This window comes from Romboutsia lituseburensis DSM 797 (assembly GCF_900103615.1).
GTDB lineage: Bacteria > Bacillota > Clostridia > Peptostreptococcales > Peptostreptococcaceae > Romboutsia_F > Romboutsia_F lituseburensis.
The window spans coordinates 366,510-380,230 of the sequence record NZ_FNGW01000002.1; the positions used below are offsets into that span (position 1 = coordinate 366,510).

At 27.1% G+C, this 13,721-nt stretch carries 13 protein-coding genes; 4 read left to right on the forward strand and 9 right to left on the reverse strand.

Going from position 1 to position 13,721, the window contains the following annotated elements; translation table 11 throughout:
- The first annotated feature begins 168 nt into the window (after window positions 1-168).
- Complete coding sequence (gene aspD, locus BLP75_RS04885) at window positions 169-1,815, forward strand: aspartate 4-decarboxylase (RefSeq protein WP_092724385.1); 1,647 nt, start codon at window positions 169-171, stop codon at window positions 1,813-1,815.
- Between the two features lie 60 nt (window positions 1,816-1,875).
- Here aspD and asnB read toward each other — a convergent pair whose 3' ends face one another.
- Both asnB and BLP75_RS04895 read right to left on the reverse strand, forming a co-directional pair.
- Window positions 1,876-3,708, reverse strand: coding sequence for an asparagine synthase (glutamine-hydrolyzing) (gene asnB / locus BLP75_RS04890; protein ID WP_092724387.1), 1,833 nt, complete (start codon window positions 3,706-3,708; stop codon window positions 1,876-1,878).
- Window positions 3,709-3,829: 121 nt separating this feature from the next.
- Entirely contained in the window at window positions 3,830-4,543 is a 714-nt protein-coding gene (locus BLP75_RS04895; protein WP_092724389.1) for a CPBP family intramembrane glutamic endopeptidase, read from the reverse strand.
- Between the two features lie 273 nt (window positions 4,544-4,816).
- On the opposite strand from BLP75_RS04895, the gene BLP75_RS04900 reads away from it, so the two are divergent.
- Window positions 4,817-5,515, forward strand: a complete 699-nt coding sequence (locus tag BLP75_RS04900; RefSeq protein WP_092724391.1) for a superoxide dismutase — start codon at window positions 4,817-4,819, stop codon at window positions 5,513-5,515.
- A 160-nt stretch (window positions 5,516-5,675) separates the two neighbouring features.
- A complete protein-coding gene (locus BLP75_RS18590; RefSeq protein WP_092724393.1) occupies window positions 5,676-6,212 on the forward strand; it encodes a metal-dependent hydrolase in 537 nt (178 codons plus the stop codon).
- 82 nt (window positions 6,213-6,294) lie between these two features.
- On the opposite strand, the gene BLP75_RS04910 is transcribed toward BLP75_RS18590, so the two are convergent.
- From BLP75_RS04910 to BLP75_RS04930, 5 genes are all read right to left on the reverse strand, one after another.
- Window positions 6,295-6,900: a TVP38/TMEM64 family protein gene (locus tag BLP75_RS04910; RefSeq protein ID WP_092724395.1), complete on the reverse strand. Its 606-nt coding sequence runs from the start codon at window positions 6,898-6,900 to the stop codon at window positions 6,295-6,297.
- Window positions 6,901-7,004: 104 nt separating this feature from the next.
- Window positions 7,005-7,418 (reverse strand): biotin/lipoyl-containing protein, encoded by a 414-nt coding sequence (locus BLP75_RS04915; protein ID WP_170139162.1) that lies wholly within the window; start codon window positions 7,416-7,418, stop codon window positions 7,005-7,007.
- Window positions 7,402-7,836 (reverse strand): OadG family protein, encoded by a 435-nt coding sequence (locus BLP75_RS04920; RefSeq protein WP_092724398.1) that lies wholly within the window; start codon window positions 7,834-7,836, stop codon window positions 7,402-7,404. Before BLP75_RS04920 ends, BLP75_RS04915 begins: the two co-directional genes overlap by 17 nt.
- 12 nt (window positions 7,837-7,848) lie before the next feature.
- Window positions 7,849-9,396 (reverse strand): acyl-CoA carboxylase subunit beta, encoded by a 1,548-nt coding sequence (locus BLP75_RS04925; protein ID WP_092724400.1) that lies wholly within the window; start codon window positions 9,394-9,396, stop codon window positions 7,849-7,851.
- 163 nt (window positions 9,397-9,559) lie between these two features.
- Complete coding sequence (locus tag BLP75_RS04930; RefSeq protein ID WP_330385780.1) at window positions 9,560-10,462, reverse strand: mechanosensitive ion channel family protein; 903 nt, start codon at window positions 10,460-10,462, stop codon at window positions 9,560-9,562.
- A 165-nt stretch (window positions 10,463-10,627) separates the two neighbouring features.
- Between BLP75_RS04930 and BLP75_RS04935 the strand changes: the two genes are divergently transcribed.
- Window positions 10,628-11,149 carry a DUF5698 domain-containing protein gene (locus tag BLP75_RS04935; protein ID WP_092724402.1) on the forward strand — a complete coding sequence of 174 codons (522 nt, stop codon included), beginning with the start codon at window positions 10,628-10,630 and terminating at the stop codon, window positions 11,147-11,149.
- A gap of 57 nt (window positions 11,150-11,206) precedes the next feature.
- Here the strand turns inward: BLP75_RS04935 and BLP75_RS04940 are convergent, their stop codons facing one another.
- On the reverse strand, window positions 11,207-11,998 hold the full coding sequence (locus BLP75_RS04940; RefSeq protein ID WP_092724404.1) for an endonuclease/exonuclease/phosphatase family protein: 792 nt from the start codon (window positions 11,996-11,998) through the stop codon (window positions 11,207-11,209).
- A gap of 3 nt (window positions 11,999-12,001) precedes the next feature.
- On the reverse strand, window positions 12,002-13,654 hold the full coding sequence (locus BLP75_RS04945; protein ID WP_092724406.1) for a PTS transporter subunit IIBC: 1,653 nt from the start codon (window positions 13,652-13,654) through the stop codon (window positions 12,002-12,004).
- Window positions 13,655-13,721 lie beyond the last annotated feature (67 nt).

Here is a 13,721-nt window from a genome sequence, read left to right on the forward strand (position 1 = left end):
ATCTAAATCCATATATTATTTACTTTATTCATGTTTCATTCATGTTTAACATTATTTTTTAACGTTCCATGACTTTTATACTTATTTTTATTATTTACTTTTATTAAATTTATTTATATAATCTTTATTATAAACATATTATTTACTAACCTTTAAGGAGATTATCTTATGAAAAAATATAGTTATAAAGAGATTCAAATGATATATGGAAAAATAAGTCCTTTTGAATTTAAGGATAGACTAATAGATTTAGCAAGATACAATTCAAATAAAAATAACATGCCTTTACTAGATGCAGGTCGCGGAAACCCTAACTGGACTGCAGCTACACCTAGAGAAGCATTTTTTACATTTGGACAGTTTGCAGTTAATGAGACTCGTTTAAACTGGGATTTAGGAAATTTAGCAGGTATGCCTCAAAAAACTGGTATCTGTGATAGATTTTATAATTATATAAGTGAAAATAAAGATATGCCAGGTGCTGAATTATTAAAAAACATAGTTGATTACGGTATAAACGAATTAAATTTTAATGGTGATGATTTTGTTCATGAATTAGCAGATGCTATAATTGGTGATAACTATCCAGTTCCAGATAGAATGTTGCCTCATTTAGAAAAAATAGTTCATGATTATTTAGTTCAAGAAATGAAATATAATACTAAATTAGGTGGAGAATTAGATATATTTGCAGTAGAGGGAGCTACAGCTGCAATGTGCTATATTTTTGATTCTTTAATGGCTAATGAACTTTTACGAAAAGGTGATAAAATTGCTCTAATGACACCTATATTTACTCCTTATTTAGAAATACCTCATCTTCCTAGATATGAATTTGAAGTTATTAATATAAATGCAGACGAAATCGATGAATATGGAAATCATACGTGGCAATATTCAAAAAAAGAATTAGATAAACTTAAAGATACATCTATAAAAGCTCTATTTGTGGTTAATCCTAACAATCCAGCATCTATAGCAATAAGCGATGAATGTTCTACAAATCTTGTTGATGTAGTTAAAAATTATAATAAAGATTTGATGATAATATCTGACGATGTGTATGGCACTTTTGTAAATGAATTTACCTCATTAATGTGTAAACTACCATATAATACCATAGGAGTTTACTCTTACTCTAAATATTTTGGAGTTACAGGGTGGAGACTAGGTACAATGGCTTTACACAAAACTAATGTATTTGATAAAAGAATAAATGATTTAGATGAGGAATTAAAATTATCTTTAAATAAACGTTATTCTGATATGAGTTTAAATCCATCAACTTTATCATTTATGGATAGAATAGTTGCTGATAGTAGATTAGTTGCCCTTAACCATACAGCAGGTTTATCTACACCACAACAAGTTCAAATGGCATTTTTCTCTGCATTTGCATTAATTGATAAGGAAAATGCATATAAAAAGTTAAATATCAGTATTTGTAATAAACGTCATGACTTATTATATAATGCATTAGGAGTAGTTATTAAAGAAGATAAAAATAATGCTGCTTATTACACTCAATTTGATATAGAAAATTGGGCAAAATTTAATTATGGAGATGATTTCGTAAAATACTTAAAATCTCATTATTCTCCTGTAGATGTTTTATATAAATTAGCTAATAACTACTCAATTGTTTTACTTAGTGGAAATGGTTTTGCTGGCCCTGATTGGTCTGTAAGAGTTTCTCTTGCCAATCTTAATGATGAATCTTACTCTAAAATTGGAAAAGCTTTAAAAAATATATTAAGCGGTTATGTAAATGATTATAAGAACTATATTAATAATCATTCTAATTTAACTATATAATTAAATATTATAAAATAGGAGTTATAATGAATAAATATGTATTCATTATAACTCCTATTATTAATATTTAATTATTTTATTTTCCATAAACATTTGATGCCATAAACAAAATGCATATATAGACCAAATTTTTCTAGAATTATCTTGATGATCTTTTATGTGATTATCCAATAAATTTATAGCATAATCTTTATTTAATACCTCATCTACATCAGCATCATGTATAGTTTGTCTAACAACATCCCCTAAATCCTCTTTTAGCCAAACTCTAATAGGAGTTGGAAATCCTAATTTTTTCTTCTCTACCATATGTAGTGGTATTATATCTTTAAACGCTTCTCTAAGTAATACCTTAGTATTAGAATTACTTATTTTTTGATCAATTTTTAAATGTTTTGCTAATTCTAACACTTCTTTATCTAAAAAAGGAACTCTAAGCTCTATAGATTGAGCCATCGACATCTTATCTGCCTTTTGAAGGATGTCTCCCTCTAACCATGTATTAACATCTACATGTTGCATTGTAGTTACATAATCATAGTTATTAATTCTAGCTTCTTCATATATGGAAGAAAGTATTTTTTGATATTCATTGTTTTCACTGTAGTTTTTTACTATTTTTCTAACTTCATCATTTTCAAATATCTTTGCATTCCCAATATATCTATCTTCTAATGGAGTTGTTGCTCTATATAAATAACTCTTACCTTTTATATTTGGCATTACACTAGATACTCCATTTAGAGCCTTTTTAATACCTCTAGGCATATTTAATATAGGCTTTACACTATTATACTCTTTATATATATTGTAACCACCAAAAAGTTCATCGGCTCCTTCACCTGATAAAACTACTGTAGCATGTTTTTTCGCTTCTTTTGATAAAAAATATATCCCAACTTGAGATGGATCAGCTACTGGATCGTCTAAATGATAAAAAACCTCTGGCAATGACTTTATATAATCTTGTTGGGTAACATTAATATCTATATTTTCTATACCTAAAACTCTAGCAGTTTTTTTAGCAACCTCTATTTCATCATATCCATCCACTCCAAATCCAACTGAAAAAGATTTAATATTTGGATTTACCTGGGATGCTATTGTCGCTACTATAGTCGAATCTATTCCTCCAGATAAAAATGTACCAACTTCTACATGTGCGTCCATATGATGCTTTATTGAATCTGCTACAACTTCTTTAACATCATTTGCTGTAATGTGTTTTTTAGGTATAAAGTCTACTTTATAATATTTTTTAAGTTCAAGTTTTCCATCCTTTACTGTAAATGAATATCCTGGTGGAATTAATTTAATATCTTCTATCATTGTATTTTCTAATGGAACATACTGAAATGAAAGATAGTTTTGAAGACTTTTTTCATTTAAATTTACCTCATCTAATAAATTTACTATTGCTTTATACTCTGATGAAAAAACTATAAAATCAGAATTGTCCAGATAGTATAAAGGTTTTATACCAAAGTGATCTCTAGCTCCAAATAGTAAATTTCTTTCTTCATCATAAATTATAAATGAAAACATTCCTCTTAAATTTTCTACACATTTTTCTTTATTTTCAATATAAGAAGTCAACAAAACCTCTGTATCACAGTTTGTTTTAAATTCATATCCTTTATCAATTAAATTACTTCTTAAGATATTATGATTATATATTTCACCATTAAAAATAATAGTATTATTATTTTTTTCAAATGGTTGACTTCCATTTTCTAAGTCTAATATGCTCAACCTTTTAAATGCAAATTCTATATTATCTTTTTTATATATACCAGTATGATTAGGTCCTCTGTGATTAATGTTCTCTACTAATTTTTCTATTTCTAAATCTTTATTCCTATTTTTATAATATATTGAAACGTGTCCGCACATAATTTTATTATTCCTCCTACTATTCTTCTATTTACTATTTTTTACATATTATAGAAGTCTATACATATAGGAGTCTAAATTTAAATTTAGTTTTATAAATTTGCTTAATTAATATTGTACTTTACTTGAACAAATATATATATCCTATTATAACTATCGTCAAGTCAGCTAAAATATGTATTGCCCATGAATTTAAAAAATTATCCGACTTAGTATCAACATAATTAAATACAATTCCTGTTATAAATAACCCTAGTATACATAATAGAATTAATTCAATACTAAACCAGTTTTTAAATATACCTATATGATACAATGCAAATAACAATGAAGAAAAAATATATCCTACTTTTTTATATCCCATTTTATTTAAATTAGTAAATATAAATCCTCTAAAAAAAAATTCCTCTAAAAAAGAATTTGCAAATGTAAAATATGTAGTTACGATTAAATAATTTGTAGATGTTATTTTTGATTTTGTAGCTAATTCTAAAAATATAACATCCATATTTATTATTTTTTTAAAAAACATAAAAGCTCCGACTAATATAACTGCAGATAATACCCCTAAAAGAATTCCTACACCTATCGTTTCTTTATCTACTAGCTTTAAATTAAGTCCTTCTTTTAAACTTGTCTTTCTAATTATCTTTATAAATACAACCGGACTCATAGTAAATAAAATAATTTTACTTACAGTCTTAGTCAAATAATCCACCATTAATATCTGCTCGATTGCAAATAAAATTACTACACATAGTATAGATGTGAAAATTATAAAATTTATATATATTTTTTTTTCACTTAAACTTATATTTTCCAGTTCTTTATTCAAATTAATACCCCCTTATTTATACCTAATTATAAATTTAAAGCCTAAATTTTACAATTTAAATTATAAAATTTAGGCTTTAAATTTAATTACAGACAAAGAACCCTTTATATAAAATATAAAAGGTTCCCCTGGTATATAATAGTTATTATTTTTTAAACGTTTATCAAAATAATATAATACTATTCTTTATCTGTCAAGTTTTATATAAAATTATATTTAAATTTAGTAAATTTTTTTGTCTTTAAATAAGCATAATAATCAGGAGGTGATTTTATGAAAAATAATTTTTTAATAGTTTTTATTTTTAGCTTTCTAATATTTTTTAACACAAGTACTTCATTTGCATTATCCCCTAAATATCAACCTCTTGATTTAAAACCATTACCATACGGATATGACGCATTAGAACCTTTCATTGATAAGGAAACTATGCAACTTCACCATGATAAACACTATAAAACATATCTAGATAAATTTAATGATGCTATAAAAGACTATCCAGATTTATATAGCTCTAACATTTATGATCTTCTTGCATGTCTAGATTGTTTACCCTCTGAAGTGTCCAAAGTTATAAAAAATAATGGTGGTGGAGTTTACAATCATGAATTCTTTTTTGATATTATGACACCTGATAAAACTAATTTAGATGGAGAACTAGAAAAAGCAATAATTAGAGACTTTGGTTCTTTCGATAACTTTAAAGATTCTTTTAAAAAAGCTGGCTTAGGTATTTTCGGATCTGGATGGGCTTGGTTAGTTTCTGATGAATCTGGAAATTTATCTATAACTACTACTTCAAATCAGGATAGTACAATTACTTTAAATTTAAAACCTATTATTGGACTTGATGTATGGGAACATGCCTATTATCTAAAATATAGAAATAATCGTAGTAGTTACATAGACAATTGGTTTAATGTTGTTAATTGGAATAAAGCTAAAGAAAACTATAAAAATGCTCTTAAATAATACAAATAAGCCTTCAAATTAAATGAAGGCTTATTTGTGCTTTAATTAAAATTTTTCTATAAATTATTTTTGTAAAAACATTTTTTTTAATATATAATAAAAATAAATTAAACTTTTAATTTATATCGACATTTAATATTATATCATTCAAGGAGGACTTATGGTAAAGGAGACTCATGTAAAAGGTGGCTATGTCTTTGCACTTTTGTCTATTCCATTTTTAAATAATAATTTTTTAAAAGAATATGACATTATTTATAAGATAATACTACTATTTATTTATATATATTTTTCATATCTAGGTTCTTTATTTCCAGATATAGATATGAGAGGTTCTTATATTAGTAAAAGATATCCTATTTTATATAAAAAACTAGGATCAAAGTTTAAGCATAGAGGATTTACTCATAGTTTATTGTTTCTATCAATTTTAGTATATATTTGCAAAATTCTAATACTATCTAGTAATAATAATATTGTCTTTATTTGCTTATGTTCAGGATTTTTTTTAGGATATGTATCTCATTTATTTCTTGATTTTCTCACAAAAGAGGGTATAGAAATATTTTATCCTATTTCTATAAATTTTTCATTACTACCGATTAAAACAAATTCCAAAACAGAAAAGTTTTTGTGTAAATTTTTAAATTTCTTAGTTATATTTTTACTAGGATATAGATTTTATTTTATATTATAAAATGGAAATATCTCAATTATAATTAGAGATATTTCCCTTTTATTACCCATGTAAATAGTTGATTCTATAATTAAATCAATTTTTATTCAACTATATCATTATAATGTTTTTCATTTTCTTTATGATTTTCTTGTAAACTTGAATTTACCTTACTACCTATTTTCCAAGATAAAAATACTAGTAGTAAAAATAGTCCTATCTTTGTTGGACTACTAATAAACCCCTTTATATCACTGGCCGGATAACTAACTACTAAAAACATCACAAACTTTCCAGCTAGCATTGCAGGTGCAAAATTTATTAATTCTCTTTTGCAAAAAGCTGATGTTACTGTAACTAAAAAACTTGGTATAAAGGGGCAAGAATATGCAAAGAATAATAATTTGAATCCTTGCTTATCCATCCATTTTATAGCCTTCTCAGTTTTTTCATTTCTCAATTTATTAAAAAACTTATTATCACTAAATTTACTAACTATAATAAATAATAATAAAGTTCCTAATCCTGATCCTATCCAAGATAACACTAAACCTCCAAATAATCCAAGTAAAAGCGCATTTGCACCTACTATAGCAATTAGAGGTAATATTGGTAAAAAGCTTTCTATAAAACATGTAACTAAACCAACTAACATTGTAAGAAACCAATAATCTTTTGCAACATAATATAAGCCTTGAATATAATCCATACAAATGTCTCCTTAATATTTTTTCTAATTCAAGTATACATTATTTATCTTACAAAATTATTACATTTTCCTTACAATTTGTGCATAATTATATATTTTTTTATTTATTCTATACTTATTAATAATTCACCACTATTTACTGTAGATTTTTCAGATATATGTATATCTTTTATAACTCCATCAACAGGAGATACAATTTCATTTTCCATTTTCATAGCCTCTAGTATAAGTAATATATCCCCTCTTGATACACTTTGATTTTTAGAGACATTTATTTTATTTACAACACCTGGCATAGGAGAAAATATATTCTCTTTTGAATTATTATCCATCTTATCTACTTTATCATTTGATTTTACATTAGTATTTGAATTTTCTATTTTACTTTTAACTTGTTCATTTATTTTATTATTTTTATCTATAGGATCCATAGATTTAACTTTATTTGATTTTGTAACCTCTTCTACTTCTACTTCATAACAAATACCATTAACAGCAACATTATAAGTTTTTATCATTGCTAAATCCCCCAATTCCATTATTCCAACTACTATAATTATTATTACTTCTGATTATTTTTCTAACTATTATTTCACTATCTTCATTTTGTCTAAATTGATTTATACATGCTACTATAACTGCTACTACTTCATTTTGATTTATATCATTTTTTTCAAATGAATTTATATTTTTTTCATCTTTGTATTTATCATTTTTTAATTCTATTGTTTTCTCAATTGCTAAATGTTCTTTACTATCTCGTTTTTTATAAAATACGTTATACATTAAACTAATAATTGCACTTATACACGCTAATATACAAAAAACTATTAACATTGATAAAATAGCTAAAAAAATACTACCAATCATTTTTTCTCCAAAAGATAAAGAAGCTATATCAAATTTTACTCCATTTATTATTTCATTTATATTCATAAACACCACATCCTATAAAGGTATATTTCCATGTTTTTTAGGTATCGTTTGTTTTCTTTTATAACTCAACATATCTAATGCATCTGCTACTCTAATTCTTGTATATTTTGGCTCTATAACATCATCTATATAACCTCTTTCGGCAGCTTTGTATGGTGTCGCAAATTCATTTTTATATTCTTCTATTTTTTGAGTTCTAACTTTGTCTTTATCTTCAGCTTGTGAAATTTCTTTTTTAAATATTATATTTGCAGCTCCATCTGGTCCCATTACAGCTATTTGAGCGCTAGGAAGTGCTAAAACAATATCAGCTCCTTGGTGTTTAGATCCCATAGCTAAGTACGCTCCACCATATGACTTTCTAACTATTATAGTTATTTTAGGTACAGTGGCTTCACTATAAGCATAAAGCATTTTCGCTCCATGTCTTATAATCCCACCATGTTCTTGACTTGTGCCTGGTAAAAAACCTGGCACATCCACAAATGTAATAATAGGAATATTAAATGCATCACATGTCCTAATAAATCTTGAAGATTTATCAGATGCATTTATGTCTAAGCACCCTGCCATAAATTTAGGTTGATTCGCTACTATTCCTACCGTTTCTCCATTTACTCTTCCATATCCAACTAAAATATTTTTTGCAAATAATTCATTAACTTCATAAAATTCATTATCATCTAACACTTCACAAATAATTTCTTTCATATCATAAGATTTATTAATATCTTCGGGTATTATATTTTCTATTGAGTCTGTTAATCTGTTAACTTCATCCTCTGTTTCTATTATTGGTGTCTTTTCCATATTATTTGATGGTAAATAACTTAAAATTTTCTTTATATTTTCTATACATTCTTCATCATCTTTACAAATAAAGTGAGATACACCAGAAACAGAATTATGTGTATAAGCACCACCTAAATTTTCGGCACTTATTTCTTCGCCTGTAACTGTTTTAATAACTTGAGGACCTGTTATAAACATTTGACTACTACCTTCTACCATATATATATAGTCCATAAGAGCTGGAGAATAAACAGCCCCTCCTGCACATGGCCCCATTATTGCACATATTTGAGGTACAACTCCCGAAGCTTTAACATTTCTGAAAAATACATCTCCATATCCAGCTAATGCATCTACTCCCTCTTGTATTCTAGCGCCTCCAGAATCATTTAGGCCTACAATAGGAGCACCTACATCTACTGCCAAATCCATTATTTTTGATATTTTTTTAGCATGCATTTCTCCTAATGATCCACCTACAACCGTAAAATCTTGGGCATAAACATACACAAGTCTTCCATCTACTTTCCCATATCCTGTCACAACACCATCACTTAATATTTCTTGTTTTTCCATATTAAAGTTTGTACATCTATGTGTTATAAATCGATCTATCTCAACGAAAGAATTTTTATCAAATAGCAAGTCAATTCTTTCTCGTGCTGTTAACTTATTTAAGCTATGCTGCTTGTCTATTTTTTTCTCTCCTCCGCCCATCTTAATTTTTTTAGTCCTCTCTATTAAAATGTCAATTTTATCATTCTCCATAAAATTACCTCCAATAGTAGATATATAAATTCTCTTTCTTATATATGTTTATTACTTTTAACTCCATATATGATAAATTTTTATGCATAATTAAAATTTTTATAAAAAACTTATACATAAAAAAAGCTAAAATAGCTTAACCGCCATTTTAGCTTTTTATCTCTTATTCTAATTTTAAGTCACTCTTTTTTAAATGTAAATCCATTTGTGGATAAGGTATCGTAATTTTTTCTTCATCAAATTTTAATTTAACTTGTTCTAATAAATCAAAATGTATCGCCCAGTAGTCTTCAGATTTACACCATACTCTAACTACAAAATCTACAGAGCTTGGACCATGTGCACTTACACCTATGAATGGAACTGGCTCTTTAATTATTAAACCATGCCTATTTATTATATTAGTTAATACATTTTTTACATGAGACAAGTCATTTTCATACCCTACGCTAAACGTTAAGTCTACTCTTCGTTCTGATTTGGCTGAATAATTTATTAAGCTTCCATTTGATAGTGTTCCATTTGGAATTAATATAAGCTTATTATCAATAGTTACTAATTGAGTATAAAATAATCCAATTTGCTCAACAGTACCTCCATATATACCTGCTTCTATATAGTCTCCAACTTTGAAAGGTCTAAGTAATAATATGATAAATCCACCTGCAAAGTTAGATAAACTACCTTGAAGTGCTAAACCTATAGCTACCCCTGCTGATGCAAAAATAGCTGCCATACCAGCTAGGTCAAATCCCCAGTATCCAAGGATAAATATAAAAAGTATTCCTTTTAATCCTCCAGATATTAGAGATTGTAAAAATCTTCTTAGTGTAACATCTACATCTCTCTTTTCTAAAATAATTATAAAATGTTTTATTATTTTTTTTATTAATTTTAGTCCTATAGATATTATTATCAATCCTATAAGCAACTTAACTCCACTTACCGTTGCCCACTCTATAAATTTGTCTGCCATAGTATCTAAATTCATACTACTTAATTTTGATACTTCTTCTGAAAAGTTATTAGCCATGTCTTGTGCAACTTTTTCTGTTGTATTCGGCATATTATCACCTCTATCTTTCCTTTATTATTCGATATTTTATTTGTTTATATTACACTATTTTCGATTTTATGTCTACTTTTCAAACTATTTGAATTATATTTATAATCATTATGATTATAATTTTTTCATATGATGAGGTATCTTGTATAATAGGGGGTCATGTTAATGTTATTAAAGGCATTGGCAATTTTTGTACTTCAACTTATTTATGTTCCACTTTTAACGTTACGTACAACTTTAGTTGTTAAAGGTGAGAGAAATAAAGCATCTATAGCTGCTTTATTAGAAGCAATTATTTATATTTTTAGTTTGGGAATAGTTTTTTCAGACTTAACCAATATATCTAATATAATATCCTATGTAATAGGATATGCTATTGGAGTTTATATTGGTGGTATAGTAGAATCTAAACTTGCAATAGGATATAGAACAATCCATATTAGTTTAATGAGTAAAAACCAGTATTTAGTAAATAAATTACGTGAAAATAAATTTGGAGTTACGACCTTTATCGGCCATGGAATAAATGGAGAAGAAAGATATAGATTAGAAATATTAGCGCATAGAATCAGAGAATCAGAAGTTATTTCTATTGTTCAAAACGAAGAACCTAGTGCATTTATAGTATCTTATGATTTAACTCAATTTAAAGGAGGATATCTTTCTAGACATCTAAAAAACAACTAATATAAAAAATAGCTAAATATAAAAGTTTTATGTAGACCTTATATTTAGCTATTTCTTTTATATTTTTAATTCAATCTCTACTCCAAAATGATCTGAAACAATATTTTTATTTTTACTGTTAAATATAACATTAGAACTTAATACTTCTATTTTTTTATTTGAAAAAATTATGTCTAGCCTCAAATCCTTTTTATTTTTATCCCAGCCTGCTATTTTTCCCTTTACAGTTATTCCATTATCTTTTTTTAAAGCTAAATTGTAAGTATCATAGAAACCCTTTTTAAGTATATATTCATATCCTTCATTTATAACGGTTGCACTATTATTAAAATCCCCCATAATAAATGAATACCCATTTGTATCAATATCTTTTGCTAATGTATCAAATTGATGCGTAAAAGACTCCTCCTCATCTAAGTACCACCCTAAGTGACAGGAATAAATGTTTATATCTTTATCATTATATGATGATTTTAATTTTACAATCTTTCTAGTTTTCCAATAATTAATATCTTCCGATTTAGATACAAAGAAACTTTTAAATTCTTTTATAGGAAGCTTTGTCATTATACAAAGCCCCTCTTCATAGACATCATACCCAATATGAGAAATATCCCATATAAATTTGTAATCATTTACTCCTATGTTTTTTAACTCTTGATTTATTAATAATGCAAAATTATCTTCTTTTATATTATCATACACAACTTTTGATTTTATCAATTGACTCACTTCTTGAAGTGCTATTATATCATACTGTTTTTCTTTTATAACACTTGCTATATATTTGATTTTTTCTAACTGATTTTCCTCTTGCCAAGAATGACAATTAAGCGTTAATAGTTTCAATTTTTATGCTCCTAACATATCAAGTATATTCGATTTTAATACATCTGCTTTAGGTCCATATACAGCTTGAACCCCTTTATCTTTTAATATAAGACCTAATGCACCTGCTTGTTTCCATTCATTTTCATTTGCTACTAATGACATATTTTTTACCGTAACTCTTAAACGAGTCATACATGCATCTACATCTTCTATATTATCGGCTCCACCTAATAAGTTTATAATTTTTTCTGATAATTCATCCCCGGATACTTTTTTATCACTAGATGAAGGTGCTGAATCATCAATATAATTGCCTTTACGCCCTGGAGTTGCTATATCAAATTTCTTTATTAAGAAATTGAATGTTACAAAGTTTAATACAAAGAATACAATACAAGATAAAATAAAGTTTATTAAATCCGCTGTTAATCCTGCTTTTATTAACATTGGTGTACGAGTTAAGAACTCTATAAAACCAAATGCATGAACTCTTAAGTTTATTATATCTGCAAGAGCAAATGCTAATCCTGTAAGTATTGCATATGCTACATATAGTATAGGTGATATAAACATAAACATAAACTCTATTGGTTCTGTAACTCCTGTTAAGAAACATGCAAGTAATGCAGATAAGAATATTGGTTTATAACTTTTTAACTTATCACTATCAACATTTTTATACATAGCCATCGATATCCCTGCAAGAGATGCAGTTGATAAGATAACTTGACCTGCTTTAAAACGTGCTGGTGTTATAGTATTTAATAGTTCATTGTAAGATGCCATGTCTCCAGCACCCTTAAAATTAATTAAATCTGCTATCCAAGCTAACCATAGTGGATCTTGACCTGCTACTACTGTACCTGCCGCTGCCCCTGTTGCTATCTGATATACACTCCCTAATTCAGTGTAATTCATTGGTACAGTTATCATATGATGAAGTCCAAAAGGTAGTAGTAATCTTTCAAGTGTTCCATACACAAATGGTGCTAACACTGGTGCTGTATCTCTAGATGTAGCAATCCACATACCAAAAGAGTTTAAAGCCCCTTGAACAAATGGCCAAACTATAGATAAAACTATAGCTGAAACTACAGAACCACCTATAACAACAAAAGGTACAAAACGCTTTCCATTAAAAAATGCTAATGCTTGTGGTAATTTATCATAATTATAAAATTTGTTATATAAAACAGCCCCTAAAAATCCTGATATTATACCTACAAATACTCCCATGTTAAGTGCTGGCGCTCCTAGTATGGAAGTAAAATAATCTTTAACTACAAGTTGTGCACCTGTTAAAGATGTTACAGTTGCACTTGGATCTAATAACATATCTCCATTTACACCAAATATAGCTCCTGTTATACGATTTATTAATATAAATGCTATTAATGCTGCAAATGAACCCCCTGAGCGATCTTTAGCCCAAGATCCACCTATTGCAACTGCAAATAAAACATGTAGATTACCTATTATTCCCCATCCAATATCTTCTACTACTCTAGCTATAGTCATTATAAGTTGTGCATCAGATGACATTCCTATTAGTTTACCGATTGATACCATTAATCCCGCAGCTGGCATAACTGCTATAACAACAAGCAAAGCTTTTCCAAATTTTTGCCAAAAATCAAATGATATTAATTTCTTCTTTTCTACTACTGTACCCATAATTTCTCCCTCTTTTCTAAATAGTTATCGATATAAATCTTATTTTAATTGTGCTAGTTAAATAACT